This window comes from Kitasatospora sp. NBC_00070 (genome assembly GCF_045041205.1).
Classification (GTDB): domain Bacteria; phylum Actinomycetota; class Actinomycetes; order Streptomycetales; family Streptomycetaceae; genus Kitasatospora.
Genome location: NZ_CP108247.1, coordinates 480244 through 500256 on the forward strand (window position 1 = coordinate 480244; position 20013 = coordinate 500256).

General features: G+C 73.0%; 14 protein-coding genes. 8 read left to right on the plus strand and 6 right to left on the minus strand.

Annotated features, from left to right (window positions below; genetic code table 11):
- Positions 1–220: 220 nt before the first annotated feature.
- From OHV05_RS02280 to OHV05_RS02300, 5 genes are read left to right on the plus strand one after another with little or no spacing between them, the layout of a single operon-like run.
- Positions 221–2146 (plus strand): CRTAC1 family protein, encoded by a 1926-nt coding sequence (locus OHV05_RS02280; protein ID WP_405016052.1) that lies wholly within the window; start codon positions 221–223, stop codon positions 2144–2146.
- Positions 2143–3129, plus strand: coding sequence for an enediyne biosynthesis protein (locus OHV05_RS02285; protein WP_405016053.1), 987 nt, complete (start codon positions 2143–2145; stop codon positions 3127–3129). The genes OHV05_RS02280 and OHV05_RS02285 overlap by 4 nt, the downstream gene beginning before the upstream one ends.
- Positions 3126–9011: an SDR family NAD(P)-dependent oxidoreductase gene (locus tag OHV05_RS02290; RefSeq protein WP_405016054.1), complete on the plus strand. Its 5886-nt coding sequence runs from the start codon at positions 3126–3128 to the stop codon at positions 9009–9011. Before OHV05_RS02285 ends, OHV05_RS02290 begins: the two co-directional genes overlap by 4 nt.
- Positions 9012–9013: 2 nt before the next feature.
- The gene (locus OHV05_RS02295) at positions 9014–9499 is read left to right on the plus strand and encodes an acyl-CoA thioesterase (RefSeq protein ID WP_403042409.1); all 486 of its coding nucleotides are present in this window, start codon (positions 9014–9016) and stop codon (positions 9497–9499) included.
- A 3-nt stretch (positions 9500–9502) separates the two neighbouring features.
- A complete protein-coding gene (locus OHV05_RS02300; RefSeq protein WP_405016055.1) occupies positions 9503–10039 on the plus strand; it encodes a flavin reductase family protein in 537 nt (178 codons plus the stop codon).
- Between the two features lie 148 nt (positions 10040–10187).
- On the opposite strand, the gene OHV05_RS02305 is transcribed toward OHV05_RS02300, so the two are convergent.
- Both OHV05_RS02305 and OHV05_RS02310 read right to left on the minus strand, forming a co-directional pair.
- Positions 10188–11549 (minus strand): cytochrome P450, encoded by a 1362-nt coding sequence (locus OHV05_RS02305; RefSeq protein WP_405016056.1) that lies wholly within the window; start codon positions 11547–11549, stop codon positions 10188–10190.
- The gene (locus tag OHV05_RS02310) at positions 11546–12526 is read right to left on the minus strand and encodes a DUF1702 family protein (protein WP_405016057.1); all 981 of its coding nucleotides are present in this window, start codon (positions 12524–12526) and stop codon (positions 11546–11548) included. Before OHV05_RS02310 ends, OHV05_RS02305 begins: the two co-directional genes overlap by 4 nt.
- A 187-nt stretch (positions 12527–12713) precedes the next feature.
- Here OHV05_RS02310 and OHV05_RS02315 point away from each other — a divergent pair, with 187 nt between their 5' ends.
- Complete coding sequence (locus OHV05_RS02315) at positions 12714–13685, plus strand: hypothetical protein (RefSeq protein WP_405016058.1); 972 nt, start codon at positions 12714–12716, stop codon at positions 13683–13685.
- A gap of 39 nt (positions 13686–13724) precedes the next feature.
- Here the strand turns inward: OHV05_RS02315 and OHV05_RS02320 are convergent, their stop codons facing one another.
- Complete coding sequence (locus OHV05_RS02320) at positions 13725–14366, minus strand: TetR/AcrR family transcriptional regulator (protein WP_405016059.1); 642 nt, start codon at positions 14364–14366, stop codon at positions 13725–13727.
- A 76-nt stretch (positions 14367–14442) separates the two neighbouring features.
- Here OHV05_RS02320 and OHV05_RS02325 point away from each other — a divergent pair, with 76 nt between their 5' ends.
- Both OHV05_RS02325 and OHV05_RS02330 read left to right on the plus strand, forming a co-directional pair.
- Entirely contained in the window at positions 14443–15819 is a 1377-nt protein-coding gene (locus tag OHV05_RS02325; protein WP_405016060.1) for a carotenoid oxygenase family protein, read from the plus strand.
- Positions 15820–15952: 133 nt separating this feature from the next.
- A complete protein-coding gene (locus tag OHV05_RS02330) occupies positions 15953–16729 on the plus strand; it encodes a helix-turn-helix transcriptional regulator (protein ID WP_405021375.1) in 777 nt (258 codons plus the stop codon).
- 88 nt (positions 16730–16817) lie between these two features.
- Here OHV05_RS02330 and OHV05_RS02335 read toward each other — a convergent pair whose 3' ends face one another.
- The 3 genes from OHV05_RS02335 to OHV05_RS02345 all read right to left on the minus strand — a co-directional run bounded on the left by OHV05_RS02335 (position 16818) and on the right by OHV05_RS02345 (position 19951).
- Positions 16818–18104: an ABC1 kinase family protein gene (locus tag OHV05_RS02335; protein ID WP_405016061.1), complete on the minus strand. Its 1287-nt coding sequence runs from the start codon at positions 18102–18104 to the stop codon at positions 16818–16820.
- Between the two features lie 120 nt (positions 18105–18224).
- A complete protein-coding gene (locus tag OHV05_RS02340) occupies positions 18225–18929 on the minus strand; it encodes a maleylpyruvate isomerase family mycothiol-dependent enzyme (RefSeq protein WP_405016062.1) in 705 nt (234 codons plus the stop codon).
- Entirely contained in the window at positions 18926–19951 is a 1026-nt protein-coding gene (locus OHV05_RS02345) for an NAD-dependent epimerase/dehydratase family protein (protein ID WP_405016063.1), read from the minus strand. The genes OHV05_RS02340 and OHV05_RS02345 overlap by 4 nt, the downstream gene beginning before the upstream one ends.
- Positions 19952–20013 lie beyond the last annotated feature (62 nt).

Consider the following 20013-nt stretch of genomic DNA (forward strand, 5'->3'; position numbering starts at 1 on the left):
CCCGGCCACCCGGTCGGAGCGGTGGGCAACATGAGAGAAGCGGGACCGCAAAGGGTGACTCATGCTCAAAAACCAAGCCATCGACAAAAGGGGTTGACCAGCGAAATCCGGCTGACCATCCATCACATTGTTATTACTGTGCGGATACCTGCACGGAGAGGGGAACGTCTTGTATCGCGAGCGAATTCGTAGACTCATTCCGGGAGTGGCGACGGTGGTGGTGACCGCGTCACTCTTCATCGCCGTCCGGGGCTCGGTCGCCGTGGCCGGCGGTGAGGAGGTCGCCACGCAGTACAAGTTCACCGAGATGCCGATCGCCTTCCCGCCCGGGTACGAGTCGCAGAAGATGAACACGGTCCGCACGGTGAACCCGTCGTACGAGAAGATCCGGTCCTGGGTCTCCTCGGTCGGTGCCGGCATCGCCATCAACGACCTCACCGGGCACGGCCGGGCCGACGGGATGTGCATCGTCGACACCAGGACCGACCAGATCGTGGTGACGTACACGCCCACCGCCCGGGCCGGCGACCGGTTCACCCCGTTCGTGCTGAACGCCGCCCCGCTGCCGATGGACGCCGCGATGGCCCCGACCGGCTGTACGCCCGGCGACTTCAACGCCGACGGCCGGATGGACCTGCTGGCCACCTACTGGGGCCGCACCCCGGTCCTGTTCCTGGCGAACTCCGACGCCACCGGGCCGGCCGCGGACAGCTACACGCCGCGCGAGGTGGTGCCCACCCAGTCGCTGGACGGCAAGTACCACGGCCCGCGCTGGAACACCGACGCGGCCTACGTCGGCGACCTGGACGGCGACGGCCACCCGGACATCGTGATCGGGAACTACTTCCCCGACTCCGACGTGCTGGACCCGCAGGGCCTCAACAACGTGCACATGAACGACTCGCTCTCCAGCGCCCGCAACGCCGGTGGCGACCACGTGCTGCGCTGGGTGAAGTCCACCACCGGGACGGAGCCGGACGCCTTCTTCACCGAGGAGCGGGCCGCCATCCCGTTCGACGCCTCCACCGGCTGGACGCTGGCCATCGCGGGCGCCGACCTGACCGGCCAGGGTCTGCCGGACCTGTACATCGCCAACGACTTCGGCCACGCCCACCTGCTGCACAACCGCTCGACGCCGGGCCGGATCGAGTTCACCGAGGCCACCGGACAGCGGGACTCCACCACCCCCAAGTCCTTCGTGCTCGGCAAGGGTTCGTTCAAGGGCATGGGCGTCGACTTCGCCGACGTCAACAACAACGGCAGCTTCGACATCATGGTCAGCAACATCACCGCCGCCTGGGGCCTGGAGGAGTCCAACTTCCTCTGGATCAACCAGGCGAAGAACAACGAGGAGATGCGCGACTACCTCCAGCGGGACGTCGCGCCGTTCACCCAGGAGGCCCGCGAGCACGGCGTGGCCTGGACCGGCTGGGGCTGGGACACCAAGATGGCCGACTTCCGCAACGACGGCGACCTGGCGATCCTGCAGGCCGACGGCTTCGTGAAGGGCGAGATCGACCGGTGGCCGTGGCTCCAGGAGATGGCCATGACCAACGACGACCTGCTCTCCAACCCCCGGATGTGGCCCAACGTCCAGCCCGGTGACGACCTGGCCGGCGACGACGAGCTGGCCTTCTACGCCAAGACGCCGAGCGGCACCTACGCCAACATCAGCAAGCAGCTCGGGCTCGCGGTGCCCACCCCGACCCGGGCCATCGCCACCGGCGACACCACCGGCAGCGGCCTGCTGGACTTCGCGGTGGCCCGCCAGTGGGGCCCGCCCGCGTTCTACGCCAACCAGGCGCCCCGGCCCGGCAACCACCTCGACCTGCGGCTGTACCGGCCGACCGGCACCGAGGGCGCCGGCCAGGGCCTGGTGAACACCGGCAGCCCGGCCTACAACGCCACCGTCAAGGTCACCACGCCCCGCGGCACCCAGATCTCCCAGCTCGACGGCGGCAGCGGCCACGGCGGCTTCCGCAGCTTCGACGTGCACTTCGGTCTCGGCGACTACCAGGGCCCGGCCACCGTCGAGCTCTGCTGGCGGGACGCCTCGGGCCAGTTGCACATGAAGGACGTTCAGTTGACCCCCGGCACCCACACGCTCCAGCTGACCAGCGACGTCCAGGAGGTTCCGAGCCGATGAGTACCGCCGTCGCCCTGCCGACCCCCGCCGCCAAGGACCCGCGCTACCTCGCGCTGCGGAACTTCGCCATCTCGATCTCGATCTTCAACGCCTTCGGCTACACCCTGCTCGGCTTCGAACAGCCGTGGCTGTGGCCCTTCGTCGCGGTGGGCACCGCGTACGCCACCGAGCTCTCCTTCGAGGTGCTCAGCGCCTGGGCGCAGAAGCGCGGTGCGCGCTTCCGGGGCAACGGGATGCGCGGTCTGTACGAGTTCCTGCTGCCCTCGCACATCACCGCCCTCGCGGTGAACATGCTGCTCTACGCCAACGACCAGATCCTGCCGGTGATCTTCGGCACCGTGGTCGGGGTGGCCGGCAAGCACGCGCTGCAGGCGCCGGTGGCCGGCCGGATGCGGCACTTCATGAACCCGTCCAACTTCGGCATCACCATGAGCCTGGTCTGCTTCGGCTCCTGGGTCAGCATCGCGCCGCCGTACGAGTTCACCGAGAACGCCAACACCTTCTTCCGGGTGGCCATCCCTCTGATCATCGTCACCTCCGGCACCGTGATCAACGCGATGCTGACCAAGAAGGTCGCGCTGATCGTCGGCTGGCTCGGCGGCTTCGTGATCCAGGCGCTGCTGCGGCACTGGATCTGGGACGTGGCGATCTTCTCGGCGCTCGGCCCGATGAGCGGCGTCGCCTTCGTGCTGTTCACCAACTACATGATCAGCGACCCGGGCACCACGCCCTCGAAGGCCAAGAACCAGTTCATGTTCGGCTCCTGGGTCGCGATGACCTACGGCGTGCTGATGCTCTTCAACGTCGTCTACACGCTGTTCTTCGCGGTCACCGTGGTCTGCGGTGTGCGCGGGGCCGGCTGGTGGGTGGCTCATCTGATCAAGCGTTACCGGGCCCCGGAGTCCTCCGCCGGCAACGGGCTCGGCGACGCGATCGCCACCGAGCTGGGCAAGAAGACCGGCTCCGAGGCGGTGGCCGCATGACCTCCACTCCCAATCCGGCCAGGATCGCGGTGGTCGGCATCGCCTGCCGCTACCCCGACGCGGACTCGCCGGGCCAGCTCTGGCAGAACGTGCTCACCGGCCGCCGGGCGTTCCGCCGCCTGCCGGACGAGCGGATGCGGGCCGAGGACTACTACGACCCGGACCCGGCGGCGCCGGACAAGTTCTACTCGGCCAAGGCCGCGGTGATCGAGGGCTTCGAGTTCGACCGGGTCAAGTACCGGGTGGCCGGCTCCACCTACCGGGCCACCGACATGACCCACTGGCTGGCGCTGGACACCGCCGCCCGGGCCCTGGAGGACGCCGGCTTCCCGCTCGGCGCCGGGCTCGCCGACTCCAACACCGGGGTCATCATCGGCAACACCCTGACCGGCGAGTTCAGCCGGGCCAACCTGATGCGGCTGCGCTGGCCGTACGTGCGCCGCACGGTCGGCGCCGCGCTGCGTGAACAGGGCTGGGACGACGCCGCGTTGGCCGGTTTCCTGGCCGGGCTCGAGGAGCGCTACAAGAGCCCGTTCCCGCCGATCGGCGAGGACACCCTGGCCGGCGGCCTGGCCAACACCATCGCCGGCCGGATCTGCAACCACTTCGACTTCAAGGGCGGCGGGTTCACCGTCGACGGCGCCTGCTCCTCCTCGCTGCTGTCGGTCGCCACCGCCTGCGACGCGCTGGTGGACGGGCGGCTGGACGTGGCCGTGGTCGGCGGCGTCGACCTCTCGATCGACCCGTTCGAGGTGATCGGCTTCGCCAAGACCGGCGCGCTGGCCACCGGCGAGATGCGGGTCTACGACAAGGGCTCGAACGGCTTCTGGCCGGGCGAGGGCTGCGGGATGATGGTCCTGATGCGCGATCAGGACGCGCAGGCCGAGCAGCGGTTCAGGTACGCCTCGATCGCCGGCTGGGGCTACTCCTCGGACGGCAAGGGCGGCATCACCCGCCCGGAGGCCAGCGGCCACCGGCTGGCGCTCGACCGCGCCTACGCCACGGCCGGGTTCGGCATCGAGACGGTGTCGTACTTCGAGGGCCACGGCACCGGCACCGCGGTCGGCGACGCCACCGAGCTGCGCGCCTTCGGCGAGGCCCGCCGGGCCGCCGACCCGACCGCGCCGCCCGCCGCGATCAGCACGGTCAAGGGCAACTTCGGCCACACCAAGGCGGCCGCCGGGGTGGCCGGGCTGCTCAAGGCCGTGCTGGCCGTCCGGCACCAGATCATCCCGCCCGCCACCAGCCACGTCGACCCGCACCCGGAGCTGACCGGCGAGCGCCCGGCCCTGCGGGTGCCGGACCACGCCGAGCTCTGGCCGACGGACGCACCCGTCCGGGCCGGGGTCTCCTCGATGGGCTTCGGCGGCATCAACGCGCACGTGGTGGTGGAGCACGCCGACGGGGTCCGGAAGACCGACGTCGGCCGCACCACCCGCCGCCTGGTCGCCTCCCGGCAGGACGTCGAACTGCTGCTGGTGGACGCCGGCAGCATGGCCGAGCTGCGCGGCCGGGTGGCCCGACTGGCCGCCCTGAGCCCCCGGCTGTCCTTCGCCGAGCTCGGCGACCTGGCCGCCACCCTGCAGCAGGAGCTGGCCGACCGGCCGATCCGCGCGGCGGTGGTGGCGAGCAGCCCCGAGCAGGCCGAGCAGCGCTTCGCCAAGCTGCTGACCCTGCTGGACTCCGGCGCCCGCTCGGTGCTGGACCCGAACGGCGGGGTGTACCTGGGCAATTCGGCGCTCACCCCGCGGATCGGCTTCCTCTTCCCCGGCCAGGGTGCCGGGCGGCGCGGCGACGGCGGGGCGGTCCGCCGCAGGTTCGCCTCGGTGGACGAGCTCTACCGGACCCACGCCCTGCCCACCGGTGGCGACCAGGTCGCCACCGCGGTGGCCCAGCCCCGGATCGTCACCGCCTCGGTCGCCGGGCTGCGGGTGCTCTCCGCACTCGGCATCGAGGCCGTCGGCGCGGCCGGGCACAGCCTCGGCGAGGTCACCGCGCTGCACTGGGCCGGTGCGATGGACGAGACCGCCCTGCTCCGGGTGGCCGCCGCCCGCGGCCGGATCATGGCGGACGCCGGTGACGGCAACGGCACGATGGCGGGCATCGCGGCGGAGGCCGCGCTGGTCACCCCGCTGCTGGCGGGCGAGCCGGTGGTGATCGCCGGGTACAACAGCCCGTCCCAGACCGTGGTGTCGGGGCCGGTGGACGCGGTCGAGCGGGTCTGCGCCAAGGCCGCCGCGGCGGGCTTCGGCACCGCCCGGATCAACGTCTCGCACGCCTTCCACTCGGTGGCGGTGGCGCCGGCCGCCGAGGGCCTGCGGGCGCACCTGGCGACCGAGACCTTCACGCCGCTGACCGGCCGGATGTTCTCCACCGTCACCGCGACCGAACTCCCCTCCGACGTGGACCCGGTGGAGCTGCTGACCCGTCAGGTGCTGGACCCGGTCCGGTTCGACGAGGCGGTCCGGGAGCTGGCGGCCGAGGTCGACCTGCTGGTGGAGGTCGGCCCGGGCCGGGTGCTGCGCGGCCTGGCGGCCGAGATCGCCCCGACCGTGCCGACCGTCTCGCTGGAGTCCGACAGCACCTCGCTGGCCGGGCTGTTCGCGGCGGTGGCGGCGGCGTTCACGCTCGGCGCGCCGGTCCGGCACGCGGAGCTGTTCCGCGACCGGTTCACCCGGCCGCTGCCGCTGGACAAGGAGTTCAGCTTCTTCGCCAGCCCCTGCGAGACCTCCCCCGAAGGCGAGTTCGTGCTGGCGGCCGTCCCGGCCCAGCGGCCGGTGGCGGCCCCCGTGGCCGCCGGCGTCACCGTCACCGCCCCGGCCGCCCCGGCGGCCGGCGCCGAGCCGGCCGGGAGCAGCCTGGAGGTGCTGCTCCGACTGGCCGCCGACCGGGCCGAGCTGCCGCTCGCGGCGGTCGGCCCGGACATGAACCCGCTGGACGAGCTGCACCTCAGCTCGATCACGGTGGGTCAGATCATGAACCAGGCGGCCCAGGAGATGGGCTTCACCGCCCCGCTGGTCACCTCCGCCTTCGCCACCTCCACACTGGCCGAACTGGCCGGGCTGCTGGACGAGTTGGCGGAGACCGGCGGGGACGGGGCGGAGCCGTCCCGGATCGCCCCGGGGGTCGCACCCTGGGTCCGGGCGTTCGAGGTCGAGCTGGTCCCGACCCCGGCACCCGCCTCCCGGAGCGCCGACACCGGCGGCCGCTGGCAGCTGTTCGCCTCCGACCGGCACCCGCTGGCCGACACGCTGCACCGGACGCTCACCGAGGCCGGTCTCGGCGGCGGTGTGCTGCTCTGCCTGCCGAGGGACTGCGGGCCCGAGCACGCGGCGCTGATGCTGGCCGCCGCCCGGGCGGCGCTCACCGAGGCGGGCGCGGGCACCGGCCGGTTCGTCGCGGTCGGCGACCGGCGCGGCGCCGCCGGGCTGACCAAGACGCTGCACCTGGAGGCCCCCGACATCACCACCACGCTGGTCACCCTGCCGCTGCCCGACGACCTGTCGGCGGCCCGGGCGGCCGAGCTGAGCGCGATGATCACCGCCGACGTGGCCGGCACCGCCGGGTTCGCCGAGGTGAGCTACAGCCCGGAGGACGTCCGCCGGGTGCCGGTGCTGCGGCCCCGGCCGACCCCGGACCCGGCCTCGGCCCGTCCGGCCCTGGACGGGGCGGACGTGCTGCTGGTCACCGGCGGCGGCAAGGGCATCACCGCCGAGTGCGCGCTCGAACTGGCGCTGGAGACGGGTGCCGCGATCGGCCTGCTGGGCCGCTCGGACCCGGCCCAGGACCAGGAGTTGGCCGCCAACCTGGCCCGGATGACCGAGGCGGGCGTGATCTTCCACTACGCCCGGGCCGACGTCACCTCGGCCGACCAGGTCAAGGACGCGGTCGAGGAGATCCGCCGCGCGCTCGGCCCGGTCTCCGCCGTGCTGCACGGCGCGGGCCGCAACGAGCCGCACGGGCTGGCCACCCTGGACGAGGACTCGTTCCGGCGCACCCTGGCCACCAAGATCACCGGCCTGGAGACAGTGCTGGCCGCCGTCGACCCGGCGGCCCTGCGGCTGCTGGTCACCTTCGGCTCGATCATCGGCCGGGCCGGTCTGCGCGGCGAGGCGGACTACGCCACCGCCAACGACTGGCTCACCGAACTGACCCGGCAGGTCGGGCAGGAGAACCCGGACTGCCGCTGCCTGGCCCTGGAGTGGTCGGTCTGGTCCGGGGCCGGGATGGGCGAGCGGCTCGGCGTGCTGGAGTCGCTGATCCGCGAGGGCATCGAGCCGATCCCGACCGAGCAGGGGGTGGCGCAGCTCAAGCAGCTGCTCGCCGACCCCACCGCGCCGACCGCGCCGACCGCGCTGGTCGTGATGGGCCGGGCCGGCGGACTGCCCACCCTGGACGTCGGCCGGGGTGAACTGCCGCTGCTGCGCTTCCTGGAGCGGCCGCAGGCGTACTACCCGGGCATCGAACTGGTCGCCGACGCCGACCTGTCGGCCGCGGGCGACCCGTACCTGGCCGACCACCTGCTGGACGGGGACCTGCTCTACCCCGCCGTGCTGGGCATGGAGGCGATGGCGCAGGCCGCCTCGGCGGTCTCCGGGCAGCCGGGCACCCCGACGCTGGAGAACATGGAGTTCCTCCGGCCGATCGTGGTCCCGGTGACCGGCACCGTCACGCTCCGGGTCGCGGTGCTGGCCAGGGACGCCGACACGGTGCAGGCGGTGCTCCGCAGCAGCGAGACCGGCTTCCAGGCGGACCACTTCCGGGCCACCCTGCGGTACGGCCGCCCGGCCCCGCTGGACAGTGCCCCCAGGCCGATCGCCGAGGACGCCCCGCAGGTCCCGCTGGACCCGGCCCGGGACCTCTACGGACCGGTGCTCTTCCAGGGCGGACGGTTCCAACGCCTGCTCGGCTACCGCGAGTTGGCGGCCAAGGGCTGCGTCGCGGAGATCTCCAACGCCGCCACCGCGAACTGGTTCGCCGGCTACCTGCCGCACGAGCTGGTGCTCGCCGACCCCGGCACCCGGGACGCGCTGATGCACTCGATCCAGTGCTGCGTACCGGACGCCACCCTGCTCCCGGTCAGCGTCGAGCGGCTGCACCTGGCCGACCCGACGGCGGTCCGGACCGAGAAGCAGGTCACCCTGCACGCCGTCGAGCGCTCCAAGGTCGGCGACACCTACCTGTACGACCTCGACGTGCGCGACCAGGACGGCGTGCTGGTCGAGCGCTGGGAGGGGCTGAAGCTGCAGGCGGTGCGCAAGCTGGACGGCACCGGCCCCTGGCAGCCCGCGCTGCTCGGTGGCTACCTGGAGCGGCGGGCCGAGCTGCTGCTCGGCTCCCCGCTGCGCGGGATCGTGCTGCCGGACGGCGAACTGGCCGTGCGGGGCGTGGCGATGCGCCGCGAGCGGACCGCCAGGGCGGTCGGCTGGGCGCTCGGCCGGGAGACCGCGGTGCGCTACCGCCCGGACGGCCGGCCGGAAATCGACGGCGGCACCCGGGTCAGCTCCTCGCACGGCGGCGGGGTCACCTTCGCGGTGCTCGGCGACCGGCCGGTGGGCTGCGACGTCGAGCCGGTGGCGGACCGCGCCCCGGCCGACTGGGCCGCGCTGCTCGGCCCGGACGGCTTCACGCTGGCGGAGTTGGTGGCCGGCGAGTCGGGCGAGCCGCTCTCCCAGGCGGCGGCCCGGGTCTGGGGCGCCACCGAGTGCCTGCGCAAGACCGGCCGGGCCCAGGTCGCGCTGACCCTGGCCGAGCTGCCGGACACCCCGGACCGCTGGGTGGTGCTGCGCTCCGGCGATGCCCTGGTGGCGACCTTCCCGACCGCCCTGCACGGCGTGGAGCTGCCGGTGATGTTCGCCCTGTCGACGGAATCCGAGGAGTGACCGTGCAGCCGTTCTACGAGTACCGCCACCTGGTCGGCTTCGAGGAGACCAACCTGGTGGGCAACGTCTACTACGTCAACTACCTGCGCTGGCAGGGCCGTTGCCGGGAGATGTTCCTGCGGGAGATGGCCCCCGAGGTGCTGGAGGACATCCGCGCCGACCTGAAGCTGTTCACCCTCAAGGTGGACTGCGAGTTCTTCGCCGAGATCACCGCCTTCGACGAGCTGTCGATCCGGATGCGGCTGGAGGACCTGACGCAGACCCAGGTCGGCTTCACCTTCGACTACGTGAAACTGCCCGAGGCGGGTGGCGAGCTGCTGGTCGCCCGGGGCCGGCAGCGGGTGGCGTGCATGCGCGGCCCGAACAACGACACCCGGCCGACCCGGGTGCCGGAGGCGCTGCGCAAGGCGCTCGAACCGTACGCCGTCGCGCCCGGCGGCCCCGCCGGACGGGCCGTCAGGCCCGTCCTCGTCCCGAGCGAGGTGTAGCCGATGACGTCCATCGACAGACTGCCCGGCGGCCGGCCCACCGCCGTCCGGCCGGTCCAGGACCGGACCGAACTGCGCGGCGTGCTGGGCCGGTTCGCCACCGGTGTGACGGTGCTGACGGCCGGGCGGGCGGAGCCCCGGGGGATGACGGCGAACTCCTTCGCCTCGGTCTCGCTCGATCCGGCGGTGATCCTGGTCTGCGTGGTCCGCACGGCCGCCGTGCACGAGACCATCCTGGCCGAGCGGGCGTTCGCGGTCTCGGTGCTCTCCGGCTCGCAGGAGAAGGCGGCCCGGCACTTCGCCGACCGCCACCGCCCGCGCGGCGCCCAGGAGTTCGACGCCGTCGAGACCACTCCCGGTCGCCTCACCGGGGCCCCGGTGCTGGTCGGTGCGCAGGCCTGGCTGGAGTGCGAGCTGACCGCCGAGTACGACGGCGGCGACCACTCGATCTTCCTCGGCTCGGTGCTGGACATCGGGCGCCCGCCCGCGGACGACCCGCTGCTGTTCTTCGCCGGCGGCTTCCACCGCCTGCCCGACTGACCGCGGTCGCCCCGGGAAGCCGGTGCCTCCCCACCCGGGGAGACACCGGCTTCCGGCGTGCCGGCCCGCCACCGTACCCAGCACGCAACGCCCGGCCGGGGGTTCCGGCCGGGCGTTCCGTGCTGGGTAGGGGTCGGCTGGGTACGGGTCAGTCGACCGGGTGGACGGTCATCGGCAGCCCGCCCTGCACCCGCAGGGTGAGCATCGGCTCCGGCTTGGGCACGTAGCCCGGGGCCTTGGCCAGCCGGAGTTCGCGGACCACCGCGGCGAGCACCACGGTCGCCTCCAGCATGCCCAGACTGCTGCCGACGCAGTAGCGCGGCCCGGCCCCGAACGGGATGTAGCTGTAGCGGTGCCGCCCGGCCGCCCGGCCCGGCGCGAACCGCTCCGGGTCGAAGCGGTCCGGGGCGTCCCAGAACTCCGGGTGCCGGTGCAGGGTGTACGGGCAGACCAGCACCTCGGCACCGGCCGGGACGTGGAAGCCGCCGATCTCGTCCGCCTGCTGGGCCTTCCTCGGCAGGATCCAGACCGGCGGGTAGAGCCGCATCACCTCCTCCAGCACCATCGAGGTGTAGCTGAGCCGGTGCAGGTCCTCGGCCTCCGGCTGACGGTCGCCGAGCACCTCGACCACCTCGGCCCGGACCTTCTCCCAGACCAGCGGGTGCTGGTCGAGCAGCAGGAAGGTCCAGCTCAGCGTGGAGGCGGTGGTCTCGTGCCCGGCCAGCAGCAGGGTGACCAGCTCGTCCCGCATCCGCTGCCGCCGGACCGCCTCGTCCGGCTCGGCGGCGGTCGCCTCGATCAGCCGGGACAGCACGTCGTCGCCGTCCGCGCTCGGGTGCGCGGCCCGCTCGGCGGCCAACTGGCCGGTGATCCGCTCCAGGTCGGCCCGGGCCCGCCGGAACCGGCGCTGCTGCGGCAGCGGCAGCCAGGACGGGACGGCGCTCAGCGACATCATCTCGAAGATCGCCTGGTCCTGGACCACCTCGAAGGACTCGCCGATCGACTCGTACACACCGAGGTCGGCGTCCAGCAGGGTACGGCCGAGGATGCCGAGGGTGAGCCCGGTCATCTCCGCCCTGATGTCCACCGGACCGGTGCCCGCCAGCGAGCGCAGCCGGGCCACCAGCTTGGCCGCCTCCTCGGCGATCACCCCGGTCTGCCGGGAGATCCGCCGGGGCTGGAACACCGGCTGGATCACCTTGCGTTGGGCCCGCCAGAGCTCGCCCTCGCTGGTCAGCAGCCCGTCCCCGAGGGCCCGCCGGGCGTGCACCAGGCCGATGCCCTTGTGGTAGTTGGCGGCGTTGTCCGCCAGCACCCGCTTGGCGTGGTCGGGGTGGTTGAAGAAGAACAGCGTCTTCGGGCCGAGCGGCAGCCGGACGGCGTCGCCGTAGGTCAGCGCCGCCGAGGTCATCACCGAGAGCCGGTCCCTGGCCATCCTGGCCAGCAGCCCGACGGTCCGGGAGGCGGGCGGCCCGGGCGGCAGCCGCCGGGCCCGCGCGGGCGCGGTCACGCGGTCACGTCGCGGTGCTCGGCCAGCTCCGCCGCGATCCGCTGCCGCCACAGCTCGTAGGCCGGCACCGCGCCGTCCGGACCGGGCTCCGGCCGGGCCTTGTCGCACAGCGCGGCCGCCTCACGGGGCGTCAGGTCGCAGAAGAACCGGGCCGCCAGCTCGGTGTGCGGCGTGACCAGACCCGCCTCCACCCGGGCGGTGGCGGCGAACGCGGACGCCTGCGCCACCTGCGGACGGTACGCCGCCGCCCGCTCCCAGAACACCGCCAGCTCGGCCTGGTCCCCGCCACCCGCGTAGGTGGCGGCCAGCCCCGCGCCGCTGTAGAGGTCGGGCCGCCGGTGCGCCGGGAAGCGGTCCAGCAGGTCGGCCACCACGTCCGGCGCGGTGCCCGCCACGAACCAGGTGGCGCGGCCGATGCCCTGGTCGATCGCCCGGTTCCGGTAGTCGGCCGAACCGTCCACCGGCCACGGGAAGTTCGGCTCCTGATAGTGCTCGTGGACGTACTTCCGGGTGTGGAAGTACGCCTGGTGGAACCCGTAGCCGTCCAGTACCAGCCAGCGCAGCAGCGGGTCCGGCGGGGTGATCGCGGCCCAGCGGAACCGGGGCAGCCTGGCCATCGCCCAGCCGACCCCGACGTAGACCATGTAGCTGTGCTGCCGGCCGCGCCCGGCCAGCAGTTCGGCCACCTTGCGGCCGTTGCCGAACGGCAGCCCGTCCAGCATCGCCGCACCCATCGCCGCACCTTCGTAGGCGAAGCCGCGGAACTGGTCCGGCACTCCCTCCAGCCGGAGTTCGGCCTCGGCGACGGTGCGCGACTCCATCACGTGGCCGTAGCCGGTGAGGAAGGTCGCGCCGACCGTCTCGAGCAACTCCCGGGATTGCACGCTCTTCTCGTGGAATCCCCGCTTGGAGAGCTTCGTCTCCGAATGATCAGGGGTCAGAATTCTGCGCCTGAGCGCACGCCAAGAACCCGCCATGGTTCCCTCCGAGGAATCGGGCTGCCGAACGGTCACAGCTGTCCAACCGAAATCCTGGTCGCCTGACGGGTTTTCCGCCTACTCCGAACGTGCCCTGGCAAGGGCACGTGCGAAGAAGCCGGGCCGCACCGGGACACCCAGAATCAAGCCGTCCTGTCCTGAAAACCCCACCGGAAGAGCAGCAAACGTGAGCGATCTCCGCGTCGTTTCGACACCCGCCACAGGGGCCTCCCGAACCTCACTCTTCGTCAACGGCACCTTCCCGCGCCGCCGGATGCTGGTGGTGCTCCTCAGCGTCGGCTTCGGCCTGTTCCTCTCCTACGCCTGGTCCGCGAAATTCGTGGACACCGAGATCGGCACCACCACCGCCAACGCCCTGCTCGGCCACGACGCCCACAAGACGCCGATCGCCGGGATCGCCACCGGGGTGGTGTTCGCCTTCGTCACCGGTCTGGCGGGCTCCTTCACCGCCTGCAACATCGCGGTCTTCGGCGCGGTCGGCCCGATGATGGGCGAACTGACCAGCCGTCGGGACCGGTTCCTGCACACCGTCCGGCCGCTGGGCTGGATGGCCGCCGGGATGATCCCGGTCTCCGCCGCGTACGGCGCGCTGGTCGGCCTGGTCGGCACCCGGATGCCGCAGTTCTCCACCGCGAGCAGCCCGGCCGGCACCCTGTCGGCCCGCAGCCTGCAGTCCATGGTCACCTTCGGTCTGATCGGCCTGGTGATGACCGTGCTGGGCCTGGCCGCCGCCGGCCTGCTCAAGGACCCGCTCGGCCCGCTCTCCCGGCGCTTCCCGAACGCCCCGATGGTGCTGCTCGGCGCCCTGGTCGGCGGCTTCCTGATCGGCCGCCCCTACCCGCTGTTCCGGGACCTGTTCCGGCACGCGGCGAGCACCCACAACCCGCTGTACGGCGCGGCCGCCTTCACCCTCCAGTCGCTCGGCAACATCGTGGTGATGTCGCTGCTGGTGCTGGTCCTGACGTACGCCCTGGGCGGCCCGCTGCAACGGTGGTTGAGCGCCTCGCCCGGCCGGGTGGCGGCGGTGACGGCGGCCGCCTTCATCGTGGCCGGCGTCTTCACCCTGGTCTACTGGGACGTCCGGGTGCTCGGCCGGCTCGACTACCTCTGGTTCCCCACCGCCCCCTGGAACAACTGACCACCGACCGGCCGACGGCGGGCCAGGGCGCGACCGCGCTCAGGCCCGCCGTTCGCGTGCCCGCACCATCGAGGCCAGGGTGGCGCCGGGCTCACCGCCCGCGCCCATCAGCAGCCCGGCCACCTGGGCCTCGAAGCAGCTGTCCGCGTCGTACGGGGGCACCAGGTAGCCGCCGAACTCCAGGGTGACCAGGCCGTGCAGGGCGATCCACAGCTGGTGCGCCACCGCCTGCGGGTCGCCGGGTGACAACCGGCCGGCCGCCATGCACCGGGCCACCGCGCCGACCAGGGTCTCCAGCGTGTAGCGCCCGTGCTGCCGGTCGTCGTCGGTGAGCGAGAAGCCGCTGAGCACCGATCCGCCGAACATCACGCTGTAGAGGTGCCAGTGCTCCCGCGCGTTGCGCCGGTACGCCCAGCCGAGCGCGCCGATGTCGGCCACCGGGTCGGCCGTCTCGGCCACCTCGGTGAGACTGCGGTTGAGGTAGCTGAAGCCCTCCCGCACCATCGCCCTGACCAGGTCACCCTTGCCGCCGAAGTGGGTGTAGACCGCCATCGTGGAGGTGCCCACCTCGGCCGCCAGCCGCCGGGTCGACAGCGCCTTGGGCCCCTCCTCGGCGAGCAACTTGGCTGCGGCCCGCAGGAGTTGGGGGGCGAGGGTCGGGTCGATCTGACGGGGGCTCACTCTTGACATCCTCTCACGACAGCAGGAACCTTTACAGAACAGAGTTATATAACGCCGATATGCAAGGGGGCACCAGATGACCACCCGTCGCACCCACGGCACCACCCACCTGCTGACCGGCGGCTACCGCCCGGTTGCCGAGGAGGTCACCGAGCACGGCCTGCCGGTGCTCGGACGGCTCCCGGCCGGCCTCGACGGCACCCTGCTGCGGATCGGCGCCAACCCGCTCGGCGCCCACGACCCGGCCACCGACCACGCCTTCGCGGGCGACGCGATGGTGCACGGTCTGCGGCTGCGCGACGGCCGCGCCGAGTGGTACCGCAACCGCTGGCTGCGCACCGACCGGGTCACCCGCTCCCTGGGCGAACTCCCCACCCCGGGCCCGGCGGCCGGGCTGTGCGACAACACCAACGCCGGCCTGGTCCGGCACGCGGGCCGCACCCTGGCGCTCGGCGACGGCGGCGCGCTCCCGTTCCGGCTGGGCGAGCAGTTGGAGACGCTGGCCCGGCACGACTTCGACGGCACCCTGCCGGCCGGCTTCGCCGCACACCCGGTGGCCGACCCGCTGACCGGTGAACTGCACGCGGTGGCCCACCAGTTCGGCCAGCCGCAGCTGACCTACCTGACCGTGGACGCGCGCGGCCGGGTCAGCCGGACCGAGCCGATCACCGTCAAGGGCGCCCCGATGGTGCACGCCTTCTCGCTGACCGACCGGCACGCGATCATCTACGACCTGCCGGTCACCTTCGACCCGAGCGCGGCCGCGGCCGGCTCCCGGGTCCCCTACACCTGGGACGAGGGCCACGGCGCCCGGCTCGGCATCCTGCCGCGCGGCGGCCGGGACGCGGACGTCCGCTGGCTGGAGATCGACCCCTGCTTCGTCTTCCACCCGGTGAACGCCTACGAGCAGGGCGGCCGCACGGTGATCGACGTGATCCGGCACGAGCGGGTCTTCGACCGCGACCCGCTGCACCCCGGCGAGTCCGCCCCGGCCCTGTGGCGGTGGACCGTCGACCACCGGCACGGCACCGTGCTGGAGCGCCGACTCGACGGCCGCGCCCAGGAGTTCCCCCGGATCGACGACCGCTACGCCGGCTCGCCGAACCGCTGGGCCGTCACCGTCGGCCTGCACCCGGAGCGGGCCGGCGCACTGGCCGGACCCGAGCTCCTCCGCCACGACCTGCTCACCGGACACACCGAGGTGCACCGGGTCGGGCCGGGCCGGGAGGCCGGCGAGGCGGTCTTCGTACCGCGCGGCGCCCACGCCCCCGAGGGCGACGGCTGGCTGCTCAGCCTGGTGCACGACACCGCCACCGACCGCGGCGAACTGATCGTCCTCGACTCGACCCGCTTCAGCGGGCCGCCGGTGGCCGTGATCCCGCTGCCGGTCCGGGTGCCGCACGGACTTCACACCCAGTGGGTGGCGAATTCTCAACTGTGCACCGGGAGTTGACCGGCAGGCACCATTGCGGACATGACACCTCATCGCTAGGCTCGGCCCCCAATGCAGCAGAACAAATAGGACATCCACCCATCGGGAATGGAGAGATTCCTTGCATGACGCTGTCGAACGGGCCATCGCCACGATGTGGGAACGCTTTGACGAACCCCTCACCCTCACCGATATCGCGGACAGCGCGATATTGAGCAAGTTCTACTTCTCCCGGGTGTTCCGCACACTCACCGGAACGTCACCCAGCCGCTTTCTGGCCGCCATTCGGCTCTGTATGGCGAAGAAGTTACTGTTGGAGACGTCGGCCAGTGTCACCGACATCTCCTTCATGGTCGGGTACAACAGTCTCGGCACGTTCACCAGCCGCTTCACCCGCAGCGTCGGCGTCCCGCCGGCCAGGTTCCGGATGCTGTCCGAGCTCGGCATGGACGGCACCCCGAGCGCGCTGCGCCCGGGGCGGCCCACCGGGCACAGCGGCACCGTCCAGGGCGAGTTGTACGTCCCCGAGACCGACCTGCCGATCCGGATCTACGTGGCCGCCTTCAAGGAGTCGATCCCCGAGGGTCAGCCGAAGGCCTGCGACGTCCTCGACAAGACCGGCCCGTACCGGCTCACCGGGCTGCCCGACGGCCAGTGGTACGTCCGGGCCGCCGTGGTCTCCCGGGCCCCGGTCGAACCCCGCCCCTGGGTGCGGCAGCCGCTCTTCGTCGGCTCCTCGCACCTGCCGGTGGTGATCTCCGGCGGTGGGACGGTGGAGGCCGACGTGATGACCCGTCCGCTCGGCAAGCTGGACATCCCGATCCTGCTGGCACTGCCCGAACTCGACGGCCGGCAGCAGCTGGACGTGCTGCGGCCGACCCAGCGGGCCGTGCAGCTCGCCCGCGCGCCCGGCGTCAGAAGATCCGGCTGACACCGGACCGCAGCACCGGGGCGGTGGGCCGGACCGTCCCCGCTCAGCGAACGGCGTCGGCGCGCACCGCCCGCCGTTGGCTGTCGACTCAGCCCTCTGCCGCACCGAAGGCCAGCATCAGCACCGGGACCGCCTCCCCCTGGAAGTCAACCCCGGGATCGAAGCTGTGGATCATGCCCTCCAGCACCAGCAGGGACAGCAGCGGGAACGCGAACTCCGCGGCGGCGAAGATCCCGAACCGCCGCTGCAGCTTGAACAGCCGCGGCGCGAACGCCGCGAGGTTGAACTCCGCCGCCACCACCGCCGACGCGTCCCCGACCAGCTTCTCCACCTCGGTCCGGAACGCCTCCAGATCGCAGTCCACCGGCACCCTGGCGGCACTCTCGATCACGATGTCCGCGCACCGGCGGCCCTCGCCGAGCGCCATCCGCAGGAAGAACTCCCCGAAATGCCTGCGCACCCGGTCGGGCAGCCGGACCACGAACCCGGCGTCCAGCAGCACCACCTCGCCCGCCCCGTCCAGCCGCAGGTTCCCCGGGTGCAGGTCGCAGTGCACCAGCCCGTCCAGGAAGAGCATCTGGTAGACCGCCCGCAGCACCCGCTGCATCGCGTCCCGGCGCTGCTCCGGCAGGTACGGCTCCGGGCGGAACTCCCGCAGGTCGTCCAGGAACTCCATCACCAGCACCCGGTCGCCGCCGAACCCCTCGATCGGCTCGGGCAGCCGTACGCCCTTCACCGCGGCCAGGTTGCCGCGCAGCCGGGCCAGCGACTCCCGTTCCGCCGCCAGGTCGGCCTGGGCCAGTACGGCGGTCCCGATCTGCCCGAGCATCTCCTCGGCCGGCAGCCGGCGCAGGCCGGGCAGCCGGCCTGCCGCCCGGGCGAACGCCCCGGCCAGCCGGAAGTCACTGCTCATCAGCGGCACGATCCCGGGCCGCCGGATCTTCACCGCCACCACCCGGCCGTCGGTCAGCACCGCGCGGTGCACGGTCGCGATGCTGCCGCTGCCGACCGGCTCCCAGTCGAACGTGTCGAACGGCCACTCGGCCTCCGGGCCGAACTCCTCGGCCAGCACCGCCGCCAGCTCCGCCCGCGTCGGCGGCGGCACCGTGTCGGTCAGCCGGCCCAGCTCGTCGCACCACTGCTCGGGCAGCAAGTCCCGCCGGGTACTGAGCAGTTGGCCCACCTTGACGTAGAACGGGCCCAACTCGGTCAGCATCGCCGGAGCCTGCCGCGCCAGCCGGCCGGTCACCGACCCGCCCCGGCCCCGCCGGAACGCCGCCCCGCCCAGTGCGACTGCGGTGTGCCGCAGCGCCACCCAGCCGATCCGCATCCCCCGCCGGCCGAGGCCGATCCGATCCGTGCCCGCGTCACCCATGAGGCTCTCCCCTCGTCAGCTGTGCTCGGCGCCGACTGCATCAGGACGGCCCTACAGATACTCAGCTCCCGCGGCCCCCCGGACTTCTCCTGACGTGCCCGCTCTTCGCTCCCGGCCCTCTCAACGCGGATGCACGGCCTGTTCGGTGGGCTCGGCGGGCGGGCTGAACGGCCACCAGGTGAAGGCCGGCAGCCAGCGGTCGGCGGGGCCGCTCCAGGACAGCGCGCCGATCTGGTCGAGGGTGCGCCGCCCGGTGAGCGAGCGGAACACGTCGTGGTGGTGCCCGCTCACCGTCACCCCGGGCTCCCCCGGGCCGACCCGCCACTCCTGGCCGCCCGACCGCACCCGCAGGGCGGGCAGGCCGAGTTCGGCCACCGTGAGGCCCATGCCCAGCGCCACCAGGTCCAGCGAGCCCGGGTAGGCGGGATGCTCGACCGGCACCGGTGCGCCGATCGCCCGCCGAAGGTCGAGTTCGTGGGACAGCGCGTCCATCGTCATGATCGGACCGCGCAGCCCCTCGGTGAGCGGCGGCAGCAGCCCGGACAGCTCGGTCCACCGCTCCAGCAGCTCCGGCACCCCGGCCGCACCGTCCGGCTCGGGGTCCCGCAGCGGCAGCACCTGGATCCCCAGGGTGACCTGCCGGCAGACGTCCACCAGGTGGTCGACCAGATCGCGGACCGTCCAGCCGTGGCAGGCCGGGACCGTGACGGCCGCCAACTCCGGCCTGTCACCGACCAGTTCGATCACGTTCTGCCGGATCCGGTCGTAGCCGAGGCGCGCCGGCAGCCGCTCCCAGCCGCCCGGGGCGGCGCCGGTGGCGGTCATCCGCGCACCGCCGTCGGCCGGTCCGCCGCCCGGCCCGCCTGGGCCCGGCTCAGCCGGCCCCGGGCGTGCAGCCAGGCGATGGTGTCGGCCATCGTCTCCGCCAACGGCCGGGCGGCGATGCCGTGTTCGTCGCCGCCCTCGGCCGGGGCGGCCACCGCGCAGGTGTAGACGGCGCCGTACTCGGCCGGGATGTGCCAGGGCCAGACCTGCTGCACCACCCCGGTCAGCAGGCCGAACGGCAGCATCGCGCGGGCCGGCAGGTACATCGCGGGCAGCTGCCGCCCGGTGACCTCCCGGACCGTCTCGACGTACCGACGGGTGGTCAGGAAGTGCTGCGGGCCGAAGTGCCGGGTGGCCGGACCGGCCGTCCCGGTCACCAGCGCCGCGTGCAGGGCCGCGGTGTCCCGGACGTCCCCCAGCGGGAGACCGCCCCCCGGCCAGAGCGGCATCAGACCCCGCAACTCGTTGCGCAGCCGGGTGTTCTGGTCCCCCAGGTACGGGTCGTCCGGCCCGAGCAGGGCGGGCGGGTAGCTGATCACCACCGGCGCGCCCTCCTGCTGGTGCCGGCGGGCCACCTGCTCGGCCGCTGCCTTGGTCGCCAGGTACGCCTCCCGGGGCCGCCCCACCGGCGAGTCGGTCCGGATGGCCGGCCCGGCGGCCGGGAACAGCGCGCCGACGCTCGACACGTGGATCACCCGCCGGGCACCGCTCGCCCGCCCGGCGGCCAGCACGAGTTCGGTGCCGCGCACGTTGGTGCGCCGCAGTTCGCTCCGCCGCCGGCTGTCGAAGGAGTACACCGAGGCCGCGTGCAGCACCACCTCCGCACCCTCGACCGCCTCGGCCACCGCTCCCTCGTCGGTGACGTCGCCGACCACCAGCTCAAGACCGGCCGGATCGACGCCGAGCGGCACCAACGACCGCTCCACGGCGGCCGGATCACGGACCAGCAGCCGGACCCGGCACCCGGCGCGCAGCACGGCCGCCACCGAATGGGCCCCGACGAAGCCGGTGCCCCCCGTCACGCAGACCAGCATGAGAACTCCTCTCGACGGCCCGGCGAGCGGCGCGGCCGTCCCGGCGGGCC

Bases quoted from the DNA above. Each gene is read 5' to 3' on its own strand.
- OHV05_RS02285 (WP_405016053.1), top strand. From the start codon at position 2,143: ATGAGTACCGCCGTCGCCCTGCCGACCCCCGCCGCCAAGGACCCGCGC.
- OHV05_RS02290 (WP_405016054.1), top strand. From the start codon at position 3,126: ATGACCTCCACTCCCAATCCGGCCAGGATCGCGGTGGTCGGCATCGCC.
- OHV05_RS02300 (WP_405016055.1), top strand. From the start codon at position 9,503: ATGACGTCCATCGACAGACTGCCCGGCGGCCGGCCCACCGCCGTCCGG.
- OHV05_RS02310 (WP_405016057.1), bottom strand. From the start codon at position 12,526: ATGGCGGGTTCTTGGCGTGCGCTCAGGCGCAGAATTCTGACCCCTGAT.
- OHV05_RS02325 (WP_405016060.1), top strand. From the start codon at position 14,443: ATGACCACCCGTCGCACCCACGGCACCACCCACCTGCTGACCGGCGGC.
- OHV05_RS02330 (WP_405021375.1), top strand. From the start codon at position 15,953: ATGTGGGAACGCTTTGACGAACCCCTCACCCTCACCGATATCGCGGAC.
- OHV05_RS02335 (WP_405016061.1), bottom strand. From the start codon at position 18,104: ATGGGTGACGCGGGCACGGATCGGATCGGCCTCGGCCGGCGGGGGATG.
- OHV05_RS02340 (WP_405016062.1), bottom strand. From the start codon at position 18,929: ATGACCGCCACCGGCGCCGCCCCGGGCGGCTGGGAGCGGCTGCCGGCG.